The sequence below is a fragment of the Micromonospora sp. NPDC048898 genome (genome assembly GCF_043198035.1).
GTDB lineage: Bacteria > Actinomycetota > Actinomycetes > Mycobacteriales > Micromonosporaceae > Micromonospora.
Genome location: NZ_JBICUF010000015.1, coordinates 132,203 through 155,938, shown reverse-complemented (window position 1 = coordinate 155,938; position 23,736 = coordinate 132,203). Strand labels below are relative to the sequence as shown.

Genomic DNA, 23,736 nt, shown 5'->3' with positions numbered 1-23,736 from the left:
GCGATGACGCAGCAGCCCGCACCACCGCCCGGGCCGGGGGAGACCGATGAAGATCAGTAGTAACGAGACGCCGCGTGTCGCCACGATCGTCTCGTTCGTGTCACCCGCCGACGACACCGGCCGTAGCAGCGCGGTGGCCAACGTCGCCTGGATCCTCGCCGGCAACGGCAAGAAGGTGCTCGCCGTCGACTGGTGCCCGAAGACCCCCCGGGTCTACGACTTCCTGCGCCCGGTGCAGGTGGACGCCGTCTCGGCGGCCCGGGAACTGGGCGAGGACCTTGCCACCGCACTCACCCCCGCACCGGACGTGCCGCTGGTGCCACCCTCGACGGTGATCGCGCCGGCCGCGCCCGAGCAGGGCACCCTCTACCGGTACGCGGTGTCCGGCTCGACCGCGACGTTCAGCATGGTGGGGCTCGGCGCCACCACCGACGGGCTACCCACCGGGGATGCCGCCCGCATCCGGCAGCTGCTCCAGCAGGCCGACTACGACTACGTCCTCATCGACGCCCCGGTAGACCTGAGCGCACCGGGAATCACGCACTGCGCGGTGCTCAGCGACGTCGCCGTGGTCTGCATGCCACCCCGCCGACTGTCAGTGCAACACGCCGCCGGGCTCGCCAAGGAGCTGCAGCAGCGGGCCGCCGGCGGGATCCGGGTGCTCGCCGCGCCGACCCTGCACGAGGGTCCCGACGCCGGGCACGGTGGTTCCCGTGACTACGTCCGGCAGGCATTCGGTTGGCTGTTGGAGAAGCCGCCGGGTGACGCCCTCGGCCCCGCCGCAGCGGGAATCGTGGAGGTGCCGGCGCACAACTACGACACCTTCGACGACGTGCTGTCCGTGCTCGGCGACGACCCGGACGACGCCAACAGCCCGTTGACCGCGTACGAGCGGATCACGGAGTGGATCAGCGGGGGCGAGGTCACCCGGGCGGCGCCCGTCGCGGAGCGGATCCGCCGACGTTACCGGCACGCTGTGCTGCTGGACCCGGCGGAGAATCTCGGCGACATCGCCGTGGCGTACGACCCGGTCGACCGGCCCTGGGCGGACTGGATCGGCGGGCAACTGCGCCGCGCCGGGGTCCGGCCCCACCTGCGGGCGGTGCGCCCCGGCGCGCAGCTCGACGTCGCGCCGCACGGCACGGTGCTGGCGGTTCTCTCGCCGGATCTCGCCGAGACCGCCGGGACGGCCCTGGCCGGGCTGCGCCCGGACCTGGCCGGCGGGTCGGAGGAGGTCCTCGGCGTGCTGGTGACCGGGGAGGCGTGGCGGGAGCCGTTCGGGCCCGAACGGGTCGTCGACCTGCGCACGGCCGACGCCGTCCGGGCGCAGTCGTTGCTGCTGAGCCAACTCGGTCTGATCGCCCCCGCGCAACCGTCCGGCGACCTGCGCAACGTGCCACGCTTCCCGGCGGACCCGGACCGTCGGGTGCGGTTCAACGTGCCTCCCCGCAACCCGTCGTTCGTCGGCCGCGACGACTATCTTGAGCGGCTGCGCGACCACCTCACCAGCGAGGACGGCCCGGTGACACTCACTGGTGGGGCGGGAGTCGGCAAGAGCGAGCTGGCCCGGGAGTTCGCCCACCGGTTCGCCTACGACTACGACGTGGTCTGGTGGATCCCCGCCCAGGACCGGGAGACCGTGCAGACCGGGCTCGGTGCGCTCGCCAACGAGATCAAGGCGGTGGACAGCACCGGTGCGGCCGAGGCCGCACTGAAGGCGCTCTCCGCTGCCGACGGCGCGTTCCAACGCTGGTTGCTGATCTATGACAACGCCGACGACGCCGACGTGCTGACCGGCCTCCGGCCGCGAGACGGTGTCGGTCACGTCCTGATCACCTCGCGGGACGACGGTTCCTCCGGGTTGCCCTCTCCACTGGAGGTCGCCGCGCTGACCGGCGACGAGAGCGTCGCGATGCTGCGCCGGGTGCTCGGCATCAGCACCGAGGACGCCCGGGCGATCGCTGTGGCGCTGGAGCACCTGCCGCTGGCCCTGCGTCTGGCGACCGCCTGGATGCGGCAACGTGCCCTGGGATTGGAACGCGCCGGGGTGCCCAGCCTGGAGGCGGTGGGTCAGGGCGTCCGGGAGTTGCTGGTCGCGCTGGACGGGCAGTCCGACGAGGATACCGGCGAACACATCCCCGGATCGCACACCTCGAGCGTCGCACGGGTCCTGCGGGTCACGCTGGAGGCGCTGCGCGCAACCCCCTTCGGGGAACTGGCCATCCGGTTGGCCGAGCTGAGCGCCTTCCTCTCCCCGGAGGGCATCGGGCTGCCGCTGCTGCGGTCCACCTCGATGCTGACCCAGCTCGCCGCCGCGTCCGGCACCGACGTGGACGAGTTGCTGCTCGACGCCGACGAGGTGGACCTCGTCCTCACCGTCGGCGCCCGCTTCGCGCTCTACGACGTCGACTGGGGGAACGGGTCGGCGCTGCGGATGCACCGCGCCATCCAGGTGCTGCTTCGCGAGGCCATCCCCGAGCCGCAGCGCTCTGAGCGGCACCGGCAGGTCCTCCAGGGCCTCGCCGGCTACGCCCCGACCGACCCGGAGGCCGACGGTCGCCGCTACGCCGACGTCTTCGACGAGCTGCAACAGCACCTCGTCCCCACCGGGGCGCTGGACTCCGACGACCGGCAGGTCCGGCACTGGGTCGTCAAGCAGGTGCGCCACCTGTACCTGTCCAACGACAGTGATGCCTGGCGTTCCGCGTTGCTGCTGGCCTCGGCGGCCTGCGACCAGTGGGACGGCGGCGACGAGCTCGACCAGCTGACCATGCGGCTGTTCGTCCAGACGGCGAATCTGCATCGGGCACTGGGCAACCACCAGGAGGCGCTGCGCCTTGACGAACGGGTCCTCGGCGAGCAGCGCCGCCGCTACGGGCTGCGCCACGTCCACACCCTCGTCGCCGGTCGCGGTCGAGGTGGTGACCTGCGCGGTCTGGGCCGCTTCGAGGACGCCCTGGTCGAGGACCAGGCCACCTTCAAGGGTTTCCGCGAGATCGTCGGCGACGACCACCCGAGCACCCGGATGGCGGTGAACAACCTCGGCATCTCGTTCCTGCTCACCGGTGACGCCCCGGAGGCCTTGCGGCTGGCTCGCCAGGAACGGGACCGCCGGATGTTGCTGTTCGGCCCGGAGGACCCGCGGACCTGGCGGGCGTCGTGCCAGGTCGGCACGTGCGAGCGGGAGGTCGGCGAGTACGAGCTGTCACTGGCCACCCTCAGGGAGGCCTTGGCACGCATCCACGAGTTGCCCAGCGGCAGCCTCCTCGACGAGTTGCGGGTGCACCGCAGCCTCGCCGTCACCGAACGCCGCCTCGGTCTGGTCATTCCGGCCAAGAAGCGCAGCGCCGAGACGTACAGCGGCTATGTCAAGAACCTCGGCGAGGATCACCCCCTCACCCGGGGCAGCCTGCTCAGCCTGGCAGCCGACTACTACCGGGCCGGCGACGCCGGGATCGCCGTGAAGAGCGCCATGCGCTGCCTGCGTGGCTACGAGCGGAAGCTGGCGGCGGGACACCCCTTCACCGCTGTCTGCTCGGTCAATCTGGGTCTGTTCCAGCGCGGTCTGGGGGAGTCCGACCAGGCCGTCTGGTATGGCGAGCGCGGTCTGCGGTCGCTGCGCGCCAAGCTTGGCGACGCGCACCCGTGGACCCTGGCGGCGAGCACCGCCCAGGCCGGGCACCTGGCCGCCAGCGGCGACCTGGGCAGCGCGCTGTCGACGCAGGAGGAGGCGCACGCGACCGCCCTGAACTACCTCGGCCGCGGTCATCCGGTGACCCGGGACGCCGCCGCGAACCTCATGGCGGTCCGCGCGCTGCGCGACGGCAATCCCGGTGGTGCTGCCGCCCTGACCGAGACCGACATCGATGTGCCGCAGAGTTGAGGGAGTGACCTGGTGACCGATCCGGAACTGCACGACGTCCTGATCGAGGAGACGGCCGAGCAGGACGTCCCGGGTTTCCTGAAGAAGCGTGACCTCTGTCGGGGGTTGCTGCTCGCTGACGGCGGCGTCTACCACGTGGCCCACTACACCACCGGGGTGCTCGACTTCGCGCTGGACCTGCTCGCCCACCCATCCACCCCGGTACCCGGCGACGAGACCACCCCGCAGGAGCGGCGCGAGGTGTACCGCCGCGTCGGCGCCCAACTGGTGTACCGGGTCAGCGAGCTGAACCGTCGGCTGGGCGAGTTGCACAGCGGGGCGCTGATCCGCACTGTCGTGCAGACCCGCGCGGGTCTCGTCTTCTGCAACTCGGTGGTCGGCAACGAGCACGTGGTCGGCTTCGCCGCCGTGCCCGGAACGGACACCGCGTCGGTGGCCGACCCTGCTCGGGTCAGCGTCGTCGACCGGGCCGCCGCGCACGCCGCGACCGACCTGCGCCGGCTGCTGCGGCAGCGGTCGCAGAACCCGGGCGGCTGGGAAGGTGAGGTGGGCGACGAGCCGCCACCGACAAGCGCGCCGACCGACGGCTTCCAGCCGCACCTGACCGGGTCGTCCACGCCCGACGAAGCGTCCATGGCGGCGCTGCGCCCTGAGTGCCTGCACTACCTGAGCCACCACCGGGCGGGTGAGCAGGCGTGGGCCGTCGACATTCTCGGCCACCCCGACCTGGACACGTTCTTCAACCGGGGAGTCACAGTGGCGGATCGGCGCGACCGCTACCAGCGCCTCGCCGGGGACCTGTCGTTGCTGGCCCTGCAGGTGAGCCGGGACCTGCGCCGGGCCGTCACCGGGGACGTCACCCGGTTGGTGCTCGACGTGGAGATGGGCGCCGTCTACCACTACCGGCTCTCCGCTGACGACTACCTGGTGGGCGTCACCCTGGACCAGGACCGGGTCGCCGTCGCCGACCAGGAGATGGCGGCGGCGGCCCGACGGCTCGCGCGGCCGGCCTGAACTCTGCCGCCAGTCCCCGTGGTTCGGTGATTGAGGTGATTGCCCAGCGCCGATATCCTCATGTCGAATCAACGGGGGTTCGACGTGTCGGTTGGGTGGCCGTGACCGGACTGAGGAGAGCAGCGCCCGTGCTCGCCGCCCTGGCCGGGTTGCTCGTGGCCTGGGCCGGCGACGTGGGCGGGCTCGAAGGCGGCCCTGGGTACCTCATGCTCGCCTCGGTCCTGTTGGCGGTCGGCCTGGTCGGCAGCACCCGGGACATCAGCCTCGCCGAGGTCCGCGCCCACCTGGGCACCGTACTGCTGGCCGTCACCGTCGGCGTGGTCGCCAAGGCCGCGCTCATCGCCGCGGTCATGATGCTGGTCTTCGGCGACCCCGCGTTCCTGGTCCTCGGCGTCGCCGTCGCCCAGATCGACCCGCTCGCGGTGGCCGCGATGAGCCGCCCCGACCGCACGTCCGCCCGAGCGCGCTCCATCCTGTCCATCTGGGCGTCCTTCGACGACCCGATCACAGTGCTGCTCACCGTCTACGTCTCCGCGCTCGCCCTGGACCTCAGCGGAGGTGGCGGCGGCGCGCTCGCCGGCGCGATCAGCGACCGGCCGCTGGACCTGCTGCTCGACCTGCTCGCCAACGTGGCCTTCGCCGTGGGCGCCTGGCTGCTGTGGCGGTTGCTCCGCGCCGCCGGCCTACGTGACGACGCCCCCCGCCCCCGGGTCCGTACGGCGCTCAACTGGCTGGCCGTGGCGCTGCTGATCGCGCTGGTCCTCTTCGCCGCCTGGCAGTTCCTCATGCTCGGCGTCGCGCTGGCCGGGCTCTTCTTCCGTCCCCGGCTGGGCCCCGTCGTCGGCCGCTCCACCCAGGCGGCGTACCTGGTCGCCACGTTCCTGCTCGGGCTGCTGCTCGTGCACGGCGTCGACATCGTCCCCGGCGTGGTGCTCGGTCTGGCGGCCGTGGCGGCGCAACTGGTGGTGTCGCTGCCGATCAGCCGTGGCCTGCCCACTGCCGACCGGCGCTACCTCGCCTGGGGGCAGCAGAACGGCATCACAGCGGTGATCCTCGCCCTCGTCCTCGAACGGGACTTCCCCGGAACGGTGGGGATCGTGGCGACGGCCATCGTGGTCATCAACATCACCCACGCCCTGGCCACGGCCGTGCTGGACCGGCGCCTCCCCGACGGCCCCGGCAACGCCCCACCCGGGCCGGACGCCGACCCGACCGGGCCGCCCCGGATGCGCGATGGCCCGGCGACGCGGACACTGGAGCCGGAACGCTGAGCCCGGCCGACGCGCTCAACCGGCCAGCAACAACTGACGGACCCGACCGCCCAGCCCGTCGAAGACCGACCGGGCCTGTGACCAGGTGCGCGATCGTTCGACCGGGTCGCCGCCGTCCTCCGCGCCCGTGCCGGAGGCAGCCAGCCCACTGAGGGTGTCCAACTGGAACAGCGGCAGATACTCGGCGATCCCGTCGTACGTCTCGCAGAGCAGGTCCAGCCGCTCCAGGTCAGTCGGTTGGGGATTCGCGCGGTGGCCGTCATACCACTGCTCGACCCCCTCGCGGAACGCTTCGATGAGGCGGCGGAGGACGACCGACGTGCCGACCGCGCGTTGGACGTCCCGGGAGCGCAGCAGCGACCGTAGCGCCTGCCCGCCGTCGGCGCCGCCGACGGTCGCGACCCGGTGCGGGGCGAACGCGTCGCGTAACCGGCGCTCGAACCCGGCGAGCTGATCCAGTGCGGCGACGGCCTCGACGAACATTCGTGCCACCCGCCCCGGCAGCGGCGACGTCACCCCCGTCGACGCCGGATGCTGCCCCGGGACGACGCCCAGCCGCCCGACCGGGCCGGTGAGATCGTGCCGCAACTCGCCCCGCATCTCGTCGAGCTGGTACGACAGGTGTTCGATGGACCGTTGGGTGTTGCTCTGCTGGCGGTGTATGCGTTCGACGCGTTGGCGCACCGAGGTGAGCGCGTCCGCCCCGATCGCCTGCTCCAGCCGCCGCATCAGGGCCTTGACGCTGCCCGACAGGTCCTCGGCGAACGACTGCGGGTCGTGGACGATCGGCTCGACGCTGAACGTTCCGGCGAGCTCCGCGGCGAACTCCGCGGGCAGGTGACCGACGACCACCAGGATCACCTCGCTGTCCGGAACTGCCGCCCGGATCGCGACGACCCGCCGGTTGAGGTCGTCGACCTCCTCGGCCTTGAGGACCGACTCACTGAGCAGCACGCAGCAGCCGGCGTTGCGTTCCTCCAGGGGGATCCAGAAGTCGACAGGCAGGTCGCGCATCGATCCGACCAGGTGATCCCGCTGGTACGACCAGCCGTCCTGGGTGAGCACCCGCCGCACGTCGGCGGCGACGTCCTGCCGGTTGGCCAGGTCGAACTGGACCCGGACCACCTCGCGGACCATGACGTGGGTGACAGGTGTGCCGGCCTGGGTGGCGCGCTGGAAGAGGTGGTAGCAGAGCCGGATCACCCGCCGGGGCACCCCGTCGGCGAGGTTCGCCAGGTATTCGGTGGTCTCCACTGTGAACGGCGCGAGTCGGGCCGTGCCGGACGCGCGCAACTGGGTCTGCCGGATGAACGTGCGGACGTCCTCGCCGGTCAGCGCCGACATCCGCACGATCGGCCCGATCCGCTGCCGTACGTCGGTGCTGAGGAGGTGCAGCATGTCGGGCAACCCGGCGATCACCAGGAAGGCCCCGGCGGAGGTGAACACCCCGAGCAGCCGTTGCAGGCGGGCCATCGTCTCCGGGCCGGGCCGGCCGCCCGCGGTGAGGATCTTGTCGAGCTCGTCGAGGACCAGTACGAAACGATCGTGTCGTCGACAGTGCAGCAGAGCCAGCACGCCCATCGCCTCGACGGCGGTGGCCTCGACGTCCGCGCTGGCCGTCACCCCGGCGGCGACCAGCGCGGGGCCCGGGGGGTGACCCGAGAGCCAGTCCCAGGCGGCCACCTCGGTGTCCGGGTCGAGCAACATCGCCAGGGCGGTGCCGAAGGCCGGGTTGGTGGTGACCTCGGCGAGGCTCGCCCGCAGCCGTCCGACCAGACCGTCCGCCGAGCGGGTGGGGCCCGCGGGGTCGGGCAGATATCCGGTGAGCAGCTCCCGCACGGTGTCGCGGGACAGCCGGGACAGGAACCGCCGGTGCAGGGACAGGAAGGTGTCCCCGGGCGCGTCCAGGTAGATCGCCTGCCCGGCGGCCCCGGTCACATTCCGGGCGTGGGCCAGCAGCTCGACAGCGAGGTGGGTCTTGCCGGTGCCGTAGTCACCGACGAGGGCGACCACCGCGCCGACACCGGTGCGCAGGTAGTCGTCGAGCTGTTCGGTCGCGTCGCGGACGGCGGCGGTGACCACCGTGCTCGCGCCCGTACCCTGATCGGTCACCCGGGCCACGGCCGTCGGCGAGAAGGGATTGACCGGGCCTGCCACCGGTGGACCTCCGGTTGCGTCCATCTCCGTGATCCTCCGGTAGGTCCGGCCTGGGCGCCAGGTGGCGGGGGACCGGAGGCCGACCCGCTCGTGCGCCCCCTCCGGCCCGTCTAGCAATCGTAGCCTTCGGCGGCCACCCCGGTGGACCGATCCGCACCTGCGGGCTGCGGTGTTCACCAGCAAAAAGGGCCGATCAGCCGGGGTGCCGATGGTCCGGTCGGATCGACTGCGTCGAATACGATACGGAGTGGCCCGGTCTGGCCCGATCACGAGTCGGTCCGGAGGTGCGCGTGGACGGTGGGCATCGGCCGTCGGTCCGGCGACACTGGTGCGACGACGGTCCCCGGACGAGGGAGTTGGTCGATGACGGGTCCGGTCCCCGGCGCGTACCGCCCGGCCGGGAGGGCACTGCGAATGGTCTTCGCGGTGATCGGTGTGGTCGCGCTGGTGCTCGGCTACGTCGGCTTCGACCGACTGTTGCGGGCCGAGCCGGGCGCGGGCCACGACCTGTACGACGTGGTCTACTACGACATCCAGCTCTTCGTGCTGGGCGCCGAGCCGTTGCAGGATCCCGGCCCGTACCCGTGGCAGTTGCAGGTCGCCCGGTTCGCGGCCCCGCTGTTCACCCTGCTCGCCGTGGTGGAGGCCAGTCGACTGCTGTTGGCCGCCGAGATCCGGCGGCTGCGTGCTCGCCGGGCGCGGGGGCACTCGGTGGTCTGCGGCGACTCCCAGTTCGCCCAGATGCTCGCCGACCGGCTCTTCAGCGGGGGTGAGCGCGTGGTCGTCGTCCGCGCCGAGCCGTTCGGGCCACTGGAGTACCGACGCCGCCGCTACCTGGGGGTCGTCGGGGATCCGACGAGTCCCGAGGTGCTGCGCGGCGCCGGCCTCCCGCACGCCCGCACCGTGTACGCCTGCACCGACGACGACGACCGCAACCACGCCATCGCCAACGCCGCGAGCCGCCTCATCCAGGACCGGCGGCAACCGGCCCGGGTCTACGTGCAGGTCCACGACCCGGAGATGTGCCTGTCGTTGCAGGCCCGGCGACTGGGTGCCGCTGGTTCCAGCCGGCTGCGACTGGATTACTTCCACGTCGACGACGTCGCCGCCCGGGCCCTGCACCGGCACCACCCCCTGCCCTCGGCGCTCCGACGACCGGTGCGGATCCTCATCGCCGGTCGGGGCAGCTTCCGTCGTGCCGCGCTGGTGGCCAGCGCCCGGCACTGGCAGCTGCGCCAGGCCGAGGCGCCGGCCGGTCGGCCCCTGCCACCGCTGCACGTCGACCTGGTCGCACCGGACGCCGCCGCCGAACTCGAACTGGCGAGCGCCCGGCACCCCTTCCTGTCCGGCGCGTGCCAGGTGCGGGCGTACGACCTGGACCTCGACGGTCTGGTCGGGTCGGGGATGCTGCGCCACGGCTACGACCGGCTCTACGTCTGCGCTGACGACGAGCGGACCGGGCTCCAGTTGGCGTTGGACACGCCCGCCCTCTGGCAGCGGGCGGAGAGCACGGTGTTCGTACCGGTGTACCGGCAGGCGGCTCTCGCCGCCGCGTTCCACGGTGACCGGCGGCACGACCTGCTCGACGAGGTGCACGGGCGGCTTCAGCTCTACCCGGTGCTGACCCGGGCCTGCGACGCCCAGTTGATCGCCGAGGACCTCACCGAACGGCTGGCCCGGCAGATCCACGACAGGTACGTCCAGGCGCAGGTGCGCGCGGGGGTACGCCTGGGCGCGTCCCCCGCGATGGTGGACTGGGCCCGGCTGCCCGAGTCGCTGCGCCGGGCCAACCGTGCTCACGTGCAGGACATCGCGGCGAAGCTGTTGAGCCTCGGCTGTGTGGTGGCGCCCCGACACGGCACCACAGCCGGCACGGCGGACCCGGGCGCCAGCCGGGCCATCGACGACCGGATCGACGAGCTGGCCCGGTTGGAGCACGAGCGGTGGTGTCGGGAGCGACGGGGGGAGGGCTGGCTGTACGGCGAGCCGCGCGACGACGCCCGCCGCCGGCATCCCACGCTGCGGCCGTGGGACGAGCTGGCGCCGGACGTGCAGGAGATGAACCGGAACGAGATCCGGGCGCTGCCGGAGGTGTTGTCCGATGCCGGCTTCGAGATGATCCGGCTGACCGCCGACCCGCCCGACCCGGCTGCCCCCGCCGACCCGCCGTCGCCGTCGCGGCAGGTAGCTGGCCCGGACGACGCCCCGCGTGCGCCGGGTGATGCGTCGGGCGAGAGGATCGGCGGATGACGCTCGACCCTCGGCCGGTCCGGGTGGGAGTCACTGGGCACATCAACCTGACCCCCGGCACCGAACGGCTCGTGTACGACGCCCTGCGCACCGAGTTGCGCCGGATCAGCGGGCGGCCGGTGCGGGGTGTCACCTGCCTGGCCGTCGGCGCGGACCAGGCGTTCGCGCGGGCGGTGCTGGCCACCGGCGGCACGTACGAGGTGGTGCTGCCGGCGCCCGACTACCGGGAGCGGGTGATCCCCTCGGCCAACCGCGCGGACTTCGACGACCTGCTCGGCCGGGCGGACGAGGTCGTCCACACCGGATTCCAGCACTCCGGCACGGCGGCCTACGTGGCCGCCAACCGCGAGTTGCTGCGCCGGGTGCACCGGTTGGTGGCCGTCTGGGACGGGGAGCCCGGCTGTCACGAGGCGGCGACCGACCGGACGGTGAGCTGGGCGCGGCAGCGGGACATCCCGACCAGCATCGTGTGGCCAGCGGGCGCCCGGCGGACCGCCACCGCTGGCTGAGGACGCGTGCCGCGCGACCAGGTCAGCACTGCCGTCGGCGCGGGGCGCCCCACGGCTGCGGGCTGGGGTGCGGTGAAGGCCACCGACACGGCGCTCGCGCTGGGCGCGTCGGCGGTCTTCGGGCCGTGCTTCCCTGCCGTTGCCGCCGCACGCGGCCAGCGCGGCACTCAACGACACCGCTCCGGCCGCGGCGACGGCCTACCGGGAACTGTGCGGACGATGTGGCCATGGTGAGATGCCATCAAGGGCAGGGGGGCCGGCGCGCGGTGGTGGCGCCGTCGAGGCGCGGACGACGAGCTCGACCGGTTGGTCGGCCGCCGGTGGAAGCTCGACGTCCGGCTTCTCGATGACCTGTACCAGCAGCGCGAGGCCCTGCCGCGTGACCTCGTCGAACGGCTGCCGCACGGTGGTGAGCGGGGGAGTGACGTAGGCGGCGACCGGGATGTCGTCGAACCCGACGACGCTGATGTCCTCGGGCACCCTGCGCCCGGCCTCGAACTGCGCGCGGATGAGACCGATCGCCATGTCGTCGTTCGCGGCGAACACCGCCGTCACGGTGCCGTCGCCGGCCAGTTCCCGGCCCGCCGCGTAGCCGGACGCGGCCGACCAGTCGCCTTCGACGACCGGCGGCTCGTCCGCGCCGTGGGCTCGCAGCGCCTCGCGCCAGCCGGCGAGACGGTCCCGTGCCGAATACCACCGCTGCGGGCCGGCCAGGTGATGGACTGTCGCGTGCCCCAACTCCAGCAGGTGCTCGGTCACGGCCCGCGCGAGCCGGCCCGCGCCGACCCTGGCGGTCAGCACCTGCGGCGCGGCGAAGGTGGGCGGCGCGCCGAGGACCAGGACCGGCACGTCGACGCTGATGAGGCCGACGCCCTCGTCGATCGGCTCGGAGATGACGACGCCATCCACGCCCTGGTCCAGCAGCGACGCCAGGGCGCTCGCGATGCCGCCCGGGTCGCCCTCGATCGTGGTGGCCACCCGCAGCGTGTAGCCCACCTCCCGGACCGCCCGCTCGACGCCCATGAGCCACGACGCCGGCCCGTACAAGGCGCTGCCGAGCGTCACCACGCCGATCGACCGGGTCCGCCCGGAGGCCAGCGCCCGGGCCGCCTGGTTGCGCCGGTAGCCGAGCTCCTCGGCGGCGTCCAGGACCCGCCGGCGCACGTCGGCCGAGACATACGGCTCGTCGTTGAGGACCCTGGACACCGTCTTCTGGGAGACGCCGGCCAGCCGCGCGACGTCCACGCTGCGCGGCGTCGGAGGGCTTCCACCCGGCCTCGCCAGTCGCGTCACGGCACCTCCCATGGTCGGCCATAGTCCTGTATGATTGCGCAGTCATGTCTACGCAGTCAGACTCTCACCGTAAAGAGCCCGTAACCCGCCCGTGACGCTGGCGAAGCACGTTCCCTAGCAACACCCTAACTCCGGTTTTGAACCGAACAAGTCAGGCCGCGCCGCCCGCCGACTTCGCCGAGGACCGCGTTGCTGTCCACGCCTTCGACGTGTCACGCGGCCGGGGGCCGCAGAGGCGAATCGGTTCGCTATTCGATCGGCGCCGCGTCGGTGGGCCGGCGATACCGAATGCCTGAGCGCGATGCCCCAGTGCTCCGGAGGAGTCGTATTCATCGGCGGCCACTCGAAGCTTGCGAGGCGTCAGGAGCAGGGAGTAACCGTCCTGAAACCTTGACTTCACGCGCGACGCGCCCATTAATACATAGCTATGTATCTGGGCCGCAGTCACCCTTCCCGGGTGGTCGGCGACGCCGGCAGATTCGTCGAATCGATTCGAGTATCGGCCGTGAGGCTGTGCCCTGAACCGGTGTTGCGGAGCTGGCGGATGAGTCACAGGAGGTAACCGTGCATCGTACGAACGTCCACTGGGGTGGCCGATTGTCGGCGTTGGCCAGAGGGCTTGCCGCGACCGTGGCGCTCGCCCTGCCCATGACGCTGGGTGGTCTGACCCTGGCGACCCCCGGATCGGCCCTGGCCGCGCCGGTCGCGACGCAGAGTGTCGCGGCCGCCGGCCTTGACGGTGTGGCGGCCGGCAACGCCGCGATCACCTCGGTCGACCTGGCCGGGACGTGGAACTTCACGCCCGCGGGTCGGGGGGCGACCACGATCGCGGTACCCGGTGGCGGCTGGTACAAGCAGGGCTTCACCACCGTGAACGAGGCGGTGTACTCGCGCAGCATCACCGTGCCGGACTCGGGGCAACCGCAGTCGACCTGGATCGAGTTCGGCGCCGTCAACCACCAGGCGACACTGTCGGTCGACGGCCGGGTGGTCGCCACCCAGACGACGGCGTTCACCCCGTCGAACTTCGACATCAGTGCATACGCGGCGCCCGGCACCACCCACACGATCACCGTGAACGTGAAGGGCCGCGGCGCGTTGAAGGCATCCAACGGCCGGTACCTGGTGCCCGACGCCGCCACGTGGTCCGAGGCCATCCCGCAGGGGATCTTCGGGTCCGCGTTCCTGCGGGTGTACCCGGCGGTGTACGTCAGCGACACATTCGTGCGTACGTCGGTGGCGAACAAGACGCTGACCTACGACGTGACGGTGCGGAACACGTCGGGCAGTTCCCGGTCGGTGACGTTGACCGGGTCGCTGGCGTCCAACAACGGAACGGCTTTCAGCTACCCGGCACTGCCCAGCCGTACGGTCACCGTGGCGGCCCGCTCGACCGCGACCGTGACCGTCGGGCCGGTCGCGTGGAACCTCGACAGCACCTCGTACTGGTGGCCCAACGTGCCGTACCGGTCGGGATACCGGGCGCAGCTGCACGAGCTGACGGTGCATGCCGTCACCGACGACGGCCGGACGAGCGACGCCGAGTACCGGTTCGGGTTCCGGGAGGCCACCCAGAACGGTGACTACTACTACCTCAACGGCGTGCGCGTGAACTTCCGCGGCGACAACCTCCAGGGTGCCGACTACGACCGGATCAACAACGGCGGCAAGGGCGACGCGTACCACACCCTGCCCGGCTTCCTGCCCCCGTCGTCCGGCAACGGCGGCTGGCCGCAGGCGGTGGACAACTACCAGCGGCTGAACTACAACGTGGTGCGCATCCACCAGGAGCCCGGGAGCCCGTACATGTTGGATGTCGCCGACGAGATGGGCCTGATGATCATCGACGAGGTCGCGATTCGCGGCTCCCAGTCCTCGCAGGAGTGGCAGAACTCCGTCGGGCGCGAAAACATGATCAACCACGCCCGTGCGCTGGTCCTGCGCGACCGCAACCACCCCGCGATCATCCGCTGGAGTCAGAACAACGAGCCGAACCAGAGCGGCCAGGATTCCGAACAGTTCGAGAAGGACCTGTACGCGGCGATGAACGGCGCCGACGGCACCCGGCCGATCATTGTCGAGGTGGGCGTCGGCAACAATGTCAGCCTGTATCCCGGGATGACGTACTCCAACTTCGCGGTGATCCCGCACTACGTCGACGGCTTCGGCAGGTACGGGGAGGGCCTGGTCACCGTGAACGGGCGGCCCGACGGCGAGGGCGAGTTCATCTGGCCGGCATGCAACAACAAGCAGGGCTTCGAGTGGTTCGCCACCGCGACTGCCGCCAAGCGTGGCAAGGGCGCCACCGACCTGCGTCCGTACACCCTGCTGTCCGCCTGGGCCAGCGTCGTGCCCGGCGTGCGGTCCACCGACTTCACCCCGGAGGAGGGTGGTCACCCGATCTACGGCGTCGACAACCTGCCCGACCCGTGGAGCAACCCGCAGATCCAGCGCGTGCAGGCGGCGTTCAACCCGGTGGCCGCGATCGACCTCCCCTACTGGTCCGCCTCCGGCAATTCGGACTCGAACGGCAACTTCCCGCTGCCGCAGGCGGTGCCCAGCTACGCCCGCAACGCCACGGTGACCCGCAACATCACCGTGTTCAACGACGACCTCACCAACACCTCGGTGAACTTCGCCTGGACCGCCCGGCTCGACAGCCCGACCGGCGCGGTCGTCGCGTCCGGCAACAGCAACCTGACCATCCCACTCGGCACACGGGTCACCCAGCCGGTGACCTTCACCGCCCCCGCCACCGGCAGCCGCGTGTACCTGCAGCTGTCGACCGCCAAGTCCGGCAGCACCGTCTTCACCGACTCGGTCGAGTACTTCAACCTTGGTGGAGGCGGCGGAACCGGGCCCGCGGCAGGCACCTACCGCATCGTCAACCGCAACAGCGGCAAGCCCCTCGCCATCGCCGGTAACTCCACCGCCGACGGTGCCAAGGCGGTCCAGCAGAGCGGCTCCCCCACGTGGACGATCAGCGCCACGCAGGACGCCTACACCCTGCGCTACACCGCCTCCGGCAAGGTGCTCGACGTCAACGCCGGCAGCACCACGCAGGGCCTGCAACTGCAGCAGTGGTCGGCAAATGGCGGCGCCAACCAGATGTGGTACCTGCGGCCCACCGGTAACGGCTACTACACCATCGTCGCCCGCAGCAGCGGACTGGTAGCCGACGTCTCCGGTGCCTCGACAAGTGACGGGGCGCAGGTCGTGCAGTGGGCCGCCAACGGCGGGACCAACCAGCAGTGGCAGTTCGTACCCGCCTGACCAGTAGCAGAGGTGAGTGTCACGTTCGGCCGCCGGTAACGGGCTGCCGATTGTCGCGCCGACCCGGGGCCACGAACCGTGCCCCCGGGTCGGCCGCGATCCAATCGGTGACCATCCCGCAGGACGGCCGACGTCAACCTCACCTCGCAAGAAAGCCATCCGTGACCATGTTGGAGTTCGACGGGGCGATGCCCGACCGGTGTCCCGGCCGGGCATTCGCGATCGCTTCGGTCAGATCAGCCAGCGGTTCTTCTGCACGAAGGGCAGCTTGGCCCACTGCCGGCCCAGGCCCCAGGTGTGCCCGGCGTAGGTCAGCGCGAGCACGATGGCGCCAATCGCGTAGACGACGTGGTAGTCGGTGACCGGGTTGGTGGAGCCGCTCGGCTTGCCCGCGCTGGTGTGCTGGGCGAGCGGCCATTCGGCTGCCCACATCATGGCCATCATGACGCCGGCCGCCGCCGCGGCCAGGCGCATTCCGACGCCGAGGATGAGCGCGACGCCGATACCGAGCAGGCCGAGCATGAAGGCCCAGTTGGCCCAGGCGTCACCGGCGATGCTGTGGAAGAAGCCCTGCAACGGTCCCACTTCGACATTGGCCAGGAAACCCTTGGTCGGTGACCCGCCGTTGATCCACGACTTGGCCGAGGGGGTCGCGTAGCCGAAGCCGAAGGCCTTGTCCAAGAACGCCCACACAAAGACGAACCCGGTGGAGATCCGTAGCACGGCGAGGGCCCGGGCGGCGGTCTTGGTGAGCATGGCCCCGGGCGCCTCGACGTGTTCGAGGTGCGCCGTACGGCTCCGGTCGATGGTGTTCATTTTGGCTCCTCCTCGGTTGTTCTTCCACCCCCGACTCTGCTCCGGTCGAAGCTTCGCCGCCCGGGTCGAACCACCCGACTCGTACGGGACCAAAGTCCTGATCACTGGCCGAGGCGCGCTGGCGTGCCCCGGCGTCCACGAGCCGCAAGCCATGCTCGTCGAGCTGATCGTCCACGGTAGGACACCATTCCGCCGCCTTGTCCGGCCGCGGTCCGGCGGCGTGTCTGGAGCCTCGGGGCTGCGCCACCCCGTCTGGACCTGCTCGGCTGCTGCTCTCCGCCCCGGGGAATCCCCGGGTGGGGCCAGCGTTCTCAGCCGCCGGTCGGGACCCGCCAGGTCAGTGTTGTCCCGGTGCCTACGCGTGCGGCGCTGACCTCGAAGCTGCCGCCCAGATCTTGGGCGCGTTCGCCCATGTTGACGACGCCGCCGCGGGCGAGGGCTGGGTCGAAGCCCTTGCCGTCGTCCTCGACGCACATGACGACTTCGCCGTCTGCGGCCCGCAGCGAAACCCGGGCGTTGGTGGCTTCGGCGTGCCGGGCGATGTTCGACAGGGCTTCGCGGAGTACGGCGATCAGTTCGGGCTTGATGTCGTCGGGAACGGCGCTGTCCACCGGGCCGGAGGTGTCCAGGACGGGCCGGAATCCGAGCGTCTCGGCTGCCGTGGCCACCGCCTCGTTCATTTCGGCGCGCAGGGACGGGCCGGTCGGGGTCCGTAGTTCGAAGATCGAGCGGCGGATGTCGCGGATGGTGGCGTCGAGGTCGTCGACGGCGGCGTTGATGCGCTTGGCCACCTCCGGCCTTCCGGCCTGGTGCACAGCGCCCTGCAGTTGCATGCCGGTGGCGAACAGCCGCTGAATGACCACGTCGTGCAGGTCCCGGGCGATGCGTTCCCGGTCCTCGAGTAACACGAGCTGCTGACGTTCCTCCTGAGCCCGGGCCCGTTCGAGGGCCAGGGCGGCCTGCCCGGCGAAGGTCGACAGCAGTGCGGCGTCCTCGTTGCCGGATGACTGATCGGGTGGTTGAGCCACGATGAGTACGCCGTGCAGGGTGTCCGGGCCGGCGAGCGGTACGGCCATCGCCGGACCGTCGGGCACCGGCCATGGCCATTCGATGGCGCTTCGAAGGTTTTCGACGGCGCGGAACTTCTCCTTCCCGAACGCCGCCGCGGCGGCCGGCTCCACGGGAACGAGCTTGCCGGCGAGTTCGCCATACGACGGATCGGTGCCGTCGGCCACCTCGATCGAGTATCTGGCGTTGACCTCGTCGTACAGCATGACCAGGACGAGTTCGCTGCCGGACACCTCACGGGCGCGCCGGGCGATAAGCCGCAGCGCCTCGGTGCGTTGGACGGTGCCGAGGAGCACGCTGGTGATCTCGGCGGTGGCGGCGAGCCAGCGCTCGCGGCGCTGGGCCAGTTCGTAGAGCCGGGCGTTGTCGATGGCCACTCCGGCTGCCGCGGCCAGTGCGACGACGATTTCCTCGTCGTCCTGGCCGAACTCGTCGGCGCCCTGTTTTTCGGCGAGGTAGAGGTTGCCGAAGATCTGGTCGCGGGTGCGGACCGGCACGCCGAGGAAGCTGTGCATCGGGGGGTGGTGCGGTGGGAAGCCGTACGAGTCGGGGTGTCTGGTGATGTCGGGCAGCCGCACCGGGCGTGGGTCGGTGATCAGCAGGCCGAGGATTCCGCGGCCGTGCGGCAGGTCGCCGATCCTGGCGTGCGCGGCCGGGTCGATGCCGTGGGTGATGAAATCGCTCAGGTCGGTGCGATCGGCGCCGAGTACGCCGAGCGCGCCGTAACGGGCGCCGGCGAGCGCGCACGCTGCCCCCACGATGCGTTGCAGGGTGCTGCGCAGGTCCAGATCCGTGCCGATGCCCACGACCGCGTCGAGCAGCGCTCGCAGGCGCTCCCGGCTTGTCATCACCTCGCCGACCCGGTCGAGCATCTCCTGCAGGAGTTCGTCGAGCCGGACACGGGAAAGCGGACTGAGCCCGAGCGACGGCCGTTCGATCCGGTCGTCCGCCGACGGATGTTCCACCATGTCGGCCAGACTAATGCCGGGCCACGGATTACGGACCGACGGCCGGCCGTCCATTTGCGCGGCCGTCGGCGGTGGCCCGCCACCATAGAAGGCCGGCCGCCGGTCCGTCAGCTCGCACGGACGACGACGTCGGCGACGTCCCGCCGCGGGGTGGGTCGTCCGGGCGTGCCGTGGCCGATGCGCAGGGCGAGCTGCGGGTATCCGGTCCGGCCGAGGGAGCGCCGCAGCTGGTCACGGGCGGCTGGTACCTCGATCGGTTGCGAGATCATCGAGGTGGCCAGGCCGGCGTCGGTTGCGGTCAGCAGAACCTTCTGCAGGGCCTGGCCGGCGTTGATCTGGTCCACCGGCCCGTCGCCGGCCACGCCGAGGACGCCGACCAGCGGTTCGGGTTCGTGCGCACGGGCGGATGCGCGGCGCCGGTCGCCGAAAGCCCGTTGTGGTAGCAGGTCCCGCGGTTCGGGCAGCGGTGCGCCGGCACCCACCGGAACGCCGTCGGGCGCGTCGTCGGCGTGGATCCAGCTGATCAGCTCGGCCTGGTAACGGGCGTCGCGGCGCAGCACGCGGTCGGCGCTGCCGGCGATCTCAGCGAAGCCGGCCAGGGCGGTCATGCCGACCAGCAGGTCGAGCCACGCGGATTCGCTGCGCGCGGCGTCGATGAGGCGGATGCGAACGTCCGCCGGCACCGGTTCGGGCCAGAACGGCGCCCGGTTGCTGTGCCGGCGGCCGATGGCGGCGTACAGGTCCTGCTCGGCGTAGGTCGGTGGCCTTTCCGGGGCGGGGATGAGCCGGGCGATCACGGCGGGTTCGGCGGAGCGGGGGCGCGGGTGCACCTCGGCGGGCCGGCTGCGCATGGCGAGGGCGAGGCGGGCGTTGTAGGTGGCGGCGCCGCATGCCAGACGGATCGCCCAGCCGGACCGGTCTGCGACGGCGAGCTGCCGGGCCGGATCGGCGACGACCTCGATGCCGCCGTCACGCAGTCGGAACAGCCACGGCTGGCTGTTGTGCATCGACGGCGCGCGGATGCCGGCCTCCGCGGCCGCTTGCAGGTCCGCGTCGCGGTAACCGTCCACTGCGGGTCTCCTTCGCGCTGGTCGAGGGGACGACGACAACCGGGCACGCTGCTTCGGTTGCCACGGTCAGGGGTACGTCGTGGCCTACTTCACGTTGGTGATGACGTCGCGGGGATCGCGGCGCGGTGCGGCGGGCACGGGTACGCGGTCGGGCCGGTAGCCGAGCCGGACCGCCAGGTACGGCTCTCCGATGTGGGAGACCAGGCGGCGCAGCAGATGGCGGGGCCACTCAGGCTCGACAGCGTCGCTCAGCGGAGCGGTGGCCAGGCCGTCGGCGGTGGCCAGCAGCAGCAGCGCGGACAGCGCCGCACCGCCGCGGAGCAGGCTGACGCGCTCGTCGCCGTTGCCGAACAGAACGACGTACGCCGCACCCTGGTCGTGCACAGCGCCCGCGGTGAGCTTCGCCGTGGCATCGGGGAAGAAGTCGCGGACGGGAACGCGCCGCAGCTCCGGCTTGACCGCGGTGGTCGCCGGCACGCCGTCCCCGGCACTTTCCGGCCGGTTCGTCCAGCGGTGCAGGTCGGCGCGGTAGGCAGGGTCGGCCAGCTCGACGGCGGCGGCGATCTCGGCCGAGACGGCGAGCATGGCTACCTGGTCGGGTCGCACCGTGTGCAGGTAGGCGCCCTCCGCCTCGACGAGGCTACGCAGCTTGGTCAACTCGGTGTCGGCCACCGGTCGGTCGTCGAAGGCTCGTCGGTCGGTGCGCCGGTGGGGGATGGCTGCGGCCATGCGCACCGCCTCGGGATCGGGTGGCACCGGCCGGCCGAGGGCGATTCGGGCCAGCAGATCGGGCCGTGCCGGGTCGGGCAGGCTTTCGACAGTCACGGACCAGCCGGCCGCGGCCAGATAGGTGCGGGCGTGGTGCAGGGCGGCGCCGCAGCTGAGCAGCATCAGCCGGCCGTCGGGGTCGATGCTGTCGACGCGGCGGTCCGCCTCGGCGAACAACTCCATCGCCTCGCCGCTGATCCGCCAGTTCCAGGGCTGGGTGTTGAAGACCGACGGTGCGTGCTGTGCGGCGCGGGCGGCCTGCTCGAGCGGTGTCATGGGGAAACCTCCGTATCTGTCACCACCACCTTGCCGTTCACCCGCCCCGGCCGTTCAGGGCCGAAGGTCCCGTTCCACCGGCCAGCCGGTACCCGCCGGGCCCGGCCACGTCAGTGGGCGGTCAGTACACCGTCAGCCCGCGATCGTGGAACTGGCCACGGACCCGACGCAGCAGCGCCTCATCCGGCGGCGGCGTGTCCGCCAGCGCAAACGGCAGGCCGAGGGCGGCGTACTTCTGAGCGCCCAGCCGGTGGAAGGGCAGCACCTCGACGCGTTCGACGGTGGGCACGCTGGCCGCGATGGACGCGACGGCGTCGACGTTGCACGGGTCGTCGGTGAGACCGGGTACGAGGACGAAACGAACCCAGATCGGCATACCACGGTCGGCCAGGCGGTGCGCGAACCGCACGGTCGGCGTCAGCCGCCCGGTGCGGGTCACGGTCCGGTACGTGGCCGGGTCGCCGGACTTGATGTCGAGCAGGACCAGGTCGGTGGCGTCGAGCAGCGCGTCGTCGGCGCGGTCGCCCAGCAGGCCGCTGGTGTCCAGGGCGGTGTGCAGCCGCATCTCCTTGCAGTGGCGCAGCACCTCGCGGCTGAAGGCGGGCTGTTGCAGCGGTTCGCCGCCGCTGAGAGTGACGCCGCCGCGGGCGACCTTCAAGAAACGTTCGTAGCGGCGGATTTCGGTGAGCAGGTCGTCGACGGAGGTAGGCCGGCCGAAACGGCGGTACTGGGTGTCGGGGCTGTGGCAGTAGAGGCAGCGCAGCGGGCACCCGGCCAGGAACGCGACGAACCGGGTGCCCGGCCCGTCCACTCCGGTGGAGATGTCGAAGGAGTGGAGCGAGCCGGTCACCGGTGCGGTGACGACGGTCATCACAGCGCTCCGTGGAAGGTCCGGGAGATGACGTCGCGCTGCTGCTCGGGAGTGAGTCTGACGAAGTTCACCGCGTACCCGGATACCCGGATGGTCAGCTGCGGGTACTTCTCCGGGTGGGCCATGGCGTCCTCGAGCGTCGCCCGGTTCAGCACGTTGACGTTCATGTGGAAACCGCCGCTGTCGGTGTAGCCGTCGAGCACTCCGACGAGATTGGTGATCCGTTCGTCACGGGCGTGGCCGAGGCCGTCCGGAGCGACGGTGATCGTCAGCGAGATCCCGTCGCGCGCGCAGCGGTACGGCAGCTTGGCGACCGACAGCGCGGCGGCGACCATGCCGTGCGTGTCGCGGCCGTTCATCGGGTTCGCGCCCGGCGCGAACGGCTCACCGGCGCGCCGTCCGTCGGGCGTGTTGCCGGTGTGCGTGCCGTAGACCACGTTCGAGGTGATCGTGAGAACCGAGAGCGAAGGCTCGGCACCCCGGTAGGTGGGCTGCCGCCGGATCTTGGCCATGAATCGTTCGACCAGGTCGACGGCGATCGCGTCGGCGCGGTCGTCGTTGTTGCCGAAGGCCGGGAAGTCCCCGTCCACGGCATAGTCGACGGCCAGACCGCTCTCGTCGCGCAGCACCTTGACGTGGGCGTGCCTGATGGCGCTCAGGCTGTCCACGGCTACCGACAGGCCAGCGATGCCGGTGGCGAGGAAACGGTGCACGGGGTAGTCGTGCAGGGCCATCTCGATGCGCTCGTAGGCGTACTTGTCGTGCATGTAGTGGATGACGTTGAGCGCGTCGACGTAAGTCTCGGCCAGCCAGTCCAGCGTCCGGTCGTACGCGGCCAGGACCTCGTCGTAGTCGAGCACGTCGTCGACGATCGGCTCGGCGACGAAGACCCGCTCGCCGGTCATCTCGTCGCGGCCGCCGTTGATCGCGTACAACAGTGCCTTGGCGAGGTTGGCGCGGGCGCCGAAGAACTGCATGTCCTTACCCACCCGCATGGCCGACACGCAGCAGGCGATGGCGGTGTCGTCGCTGTACGCGGGTCGGATCAGATCGTCGTTCTCGTACTGGATGGCGCTCGTGTCGATGGAGACCTGAGTGCAGAACCGCTTGAACCCCTCGGGCAGCGCCGGCGACCACAACACGGTCAGGTTCGGCTCCGGGGCCGGCCCCAGGTTGTACAGGGTCTGCAGGTAGCGGAAGCTCGTGCGGGTGACCAGGGGGCGGCCGTCGCAGCCGATCCCCCCGAGCGCCTCGGTCACCCAGGTCGGGTCACCGGAGAACAACTGGTCGTACTCGGGCGTGCGCAGGAACCGGATGATCCGCAGCTTGATGACGAAGTCGTCGACCAGTTCCTGCGCCTCCCGCTCGGCGAGCCGGCCCTCGGCGATGTCGCGCTGCAGGTAGACGTCGACGAACGTGGCGGTCCGGCCCAGCGACATCGCCGCGCCGTTCTGCTCCTTGGTGGCCGCCAGGTAGGCGAGGTACAACCACTGGATCGCCTCGCGGCCGGTGCTCGCCGGGCCGGAGATGTCACAACCGTACTGGCCGGCCATGAATCGCAGCTCCTCCAGCGCCCGAATCTGCTCGGCCAGTTCCTCGCGGTCGCGGATGACCTCCTCCGACGACAGCTGAGCGTCGAGCGAGGCCTTGACCGTCCGGCGTTCGGCGATCAAGCGGTCCACCCCGTACAGCGCGACGCGCCGGTAGTCGCCGATGATCCGGCCCCGGCCGTACGCGTCCGGCAATCCGGTGATGATGTGCGAGCGGCGGGCGGCCTTCACGTCGGCCGGGTAGGCGTCGAAGACGCCGTCGTTGTGCGTCTTGCGGTATCGGCTGAAGATCGTCCGCACGGCCGGGTCGAGGGTGAAGCCGTACGCCTCGAGACCGGCCTCCACCATCCGCAGCCCGCCGTTCGGCATGATCGCGCGGCGCAGCGGCGCGCTGGTCTGCAGGCCCACGATGAGTTCACGGTCCCGGTCGAGGTAGCCCGGCTCGTGCGAGGTGATCGTGGACGGGGTGTGGGCGTCCACGTCGTAGACCCCGCGACGGCTCTCCTCGACGAACATGCGTTGCAACTGCTGCCAGATTCGCTCGGTACGGTGCGTCGGCCCGGTCAGGAACTCCGACCCACCGGAGTACGGCTCGATGTTGTCGTGGATGAACCCGCCGACGTCGATCGTCTCGCGCCAGCCGGTGCCGCGGAACCCGCGCCAGGCTTCGTGGGATGTGGTGGCCATTGCCCCTCCTTC

General features: G+C 71.2%; 14 protein-coding genes. 6 read left to right on the top strand and 8 right to left on the bottom strand.

Annotated features, from left to right (window positions below; genetic code table 11):
• Positions 1-46: 46 nt before the first annotated feature.
• From fxsT to ACGFIQ_RS29365, 3 genes are all read left to right on the top strand, one after another.
• Positions 47-3,883: an FxSxx-COOH system tetratricopeptide repeat protein gene (gene fxsT, locus ACGFIQ_RS29375; protein ID WP_393248734.1), complete on the top strand. Its 3,837-nt coding sequence runs from the start codon at positions 47-49 to the stop codon at positions 3,881-3,883.
• 12 nt (positions 3,884-3,895) lie between these two features.
• Positions 3,896-4,897, top strand: a complete 1,002-nt coding sequence (locus tag ACGFIQ_RS29370; protein ID WP_393248733.1) for a hypothetical protein — start codon at positions 3,896-3,898, stop codon at positions 4,895-4,897.
• A 128-nt stretch (positions 4,898-5,025) separates the two neighbouring features.
• The gene (locus tag ACGFIQ_RS29365) at positions 5,026-6,168 is read left to right on the top strand and encodes a hypothetical protein (protein ID WP_393248732.1); all 1,143 of its coding nucleotides are present in this window, start codon (positions 5,026-5,028) and stop codon (positions 6,166-6,168) included.
• 15 nt (positions 6,169-6,183) lie between these two features.
• On the opposite strand, the gene ACGFIQ_RS29360 is transcribed toward ACGFIQ_RS29365, so the two are convergent.
• Positions 6,184-8,349 carry a hypothetical protein gene (locus tag ACGFIQ_RS29360; RefSeq protein ID WP_393248731.1) on the bottom strand — a complete coding sequence of 722 codons (2,166 nt, stop codon included), beginning with the start codon at positions 8,347-8,349 and terminating at the stop codon, positions 6,184-6,186.
• Between the two features lie 339 nt (positions 8,350-8,688).
• On the opposite strand from ACGFIQ_RS29360, the gene ACGFIQ_RS29355 reads away from it, so the two are divergent.
• Complete coding sequence (locus tag ACGFIQ_RS29355) at positions 8,689-10,575, top strand: RyR domain-containing protein (RefSeq protein WP_393248730.1); 1,887 nt, start codon at positions 8,689-8,691, stop codon at positions 10,573-10,575.
• The gene (locus ACGFIQ_RS29350) at positions 10,572-11,084 is read left to right on the top strand and encodes a hypothetical protein (protein WP_393248729.1); all 513 of its coding nucleotides are present in this window, start codon (positions 10,572-10,574) and stop codon (positions 11,082-11,084) included. Before ACGFIQ_RS29355 ends, ACGFIQ_RS29350 begins: the two co-directional genes overlap by 4 nt.
• Before the next feature lie 198 nt (positions 11,085-11,282).
• Here the strand turns inward: ACGFIQ_RS29350 and ACGFIQ_RS29345 are convergent, their stop codons facing one another.
• Entirely contained in the window at positions 11,283-12,377 is a 1,095-nt protein-coding gene (locus ACGFIQ_RS29345) for a LacI family DNA-binding transcriptional regulator (protein WP_393248728.1), read from the bottom strand.
• 564 nt (positions 12,378-12,941) lie between these two features.
• On the opposite strand from ACGFIQ_RS29345, the gene ACGFIQ_RS29340 reads away from it, so the two are divergent.
• Entirely contained in the window at positions 12,942-15,650 is a 2,709-nt protein-coding gene (locus ACGFIQ_RS29340) for an RICIN domain-containing protein (RefSeq protein WP_393248727.1), read from the top strand.
• A gap of 231 nt (positions 15,651-15,881) precedes the next feature.
• On the opposite strand, the gene ACGFIQ_RS29335 is transcribed toward ACGFIQ_RS29340, so the two are convergent.
• The 6 genes from ACGFIQ_RS29335 to pflB all read right to left on the bottom strand — a co-directional run bounded on the left by ACGFIQ_RS29335 (position 15,882) and on the right by pflB (position 23,724).
• Positions 15,882-16,466 carry a DoxX family membrane protein gene (locus ACGFIQ_RS29335; protein WP_393248726.1) on the bottom strand — a complete coding sequence of 195 codons (585 nt, stop codon included), beginning with the start codon at positions 16,464-16,466 and terminating at the stop codon, positions 15,882-15,884.
• A gap of 311 nt (positions 16,467-16,777) precedes the next feature.
• On the bottom strand, positions 16,778-18,502 hold the full coding sequence (locus ACGFIQ_RS29330; RefSeq protein WP_393248725.1) for a GAF domain-containing protein: 1,725 nt from the start codon (positions 18,500-18,502) through the stop codon (positions 16,778-16,780).
• 107 nt (positions 18,503-18,609) lie between these two features.
• Positions 18,610-19,572, bottom strand: coding sequence for an Acg family FMN-binding oxidoreductase (locus ACGFIQ_RS29325; protein WP_393248724.1), 963 nt, complete (start codon positions 19,570-19,572; stop codon positions 18,610-18,612).
• 84 nt (positions 19,573-19,656) lie between these two features.
• Positions 19,657-20,616, bottom strand: a complete 960-nt coding sequence (locus ACGFIQ_RS29320; RefSeq protein ID WP_393248723.1) for an Acg family FMN-binding oxidoreductase — start codon at positions 20,614-20,616, stop codon at positions 19,657-19,659.
• Between the two features lie 121 nt (positions 20,617-20,737).
• Complete coding sequence (gene pflA, locus ACGFIQ_RS29315; RefSeq protein WP_393248722.1) at positions 20,738-21,487, bottom strand: pyruvate formate-lyase-activating protein; 750 nt, start codon at positions 21,485-21,487, stop codon at positions 20,738-20,740.
• Positions 21,487-23,724 (bottom strand): formate C-acetyltransferase, encoded by a 2,238-nt coding sequence (gene pflB, locus ACGFIQ_RS29310; RefSeq protein WP_393248721.1) that lies wholly within the window; start codon positions 23,722-23,724, stop codon positions 21,487-21,489. The genes pflA and pflB overlap by 1 nt, the downstream gene beginning before the upstream one ends.
• Between the last annotated feature and the right edge of the window lie 12 nt (positions 23,725-23,736).

Coding starts and splice junctions, on each gene's coding strand:
- ACGFIQ_RS29350 (WP_393248729.1), top strand. CDS start 10,572: ATGACGCTCGACCCTCGGCCGGTCCGGGTGGGAGTCACTGGGCACATC.
- ACGFIQ_RS29335 (WP_393248726.1), bottom strand. CDS start 16,466: ATGAACACCATCGACCGGAGCCGTACGGCGCACCTCGAACACGTCGAG.
- fxsT (WP_393248734.1), top strand. CDS start 47: ATGAAGATCAGTAGTAACGAGACGCCGCGTGTCGCCACGATCGTCTCG.
- ACGFIQ_RS29330 (WP_393248725.1), bottom strand. CDS start 18,502: ATGGTGGAACATCCGTCGGCGGACGACCGGATCGAACGGCCGTCGCTC.
- ACGFIQ_RS29360 (WP_393248731.1), bottom strand. CDS start 8,349: ATGGACGCAACCGGAGGTCCACCGGTGGCAGGCCCGGTCAATCCCTTC.
- pflB (WP_393248721.1), bottom strand. CDS start 23,724: ATGGCCACCACATCCCACGAAGCCTGGCGCGGGTTCCGCGGCACCGGC.
- ACGFIQ_RS29355 (WP_393248730.1), top strand. CDS start 8,689: ATGACGGGTCCGGTCCCCGGCGCGTACCGCCCGGCCGGGAGGGCACTG.
- pflA (WP_393248722.1), bottom strand. CDS start 21,487: ATGACCGTCGTCACCGCACCGGTGACCGGCTCGCTCCACTCCTTCGAC.
- ACGFIQ_RS29320 (WP_393248723.1), bottom strand. CDS start 20,616: ATGACACCGCTCGAGCAGGCCGCCCGCGCCGCACAGCACGCACCGTCG.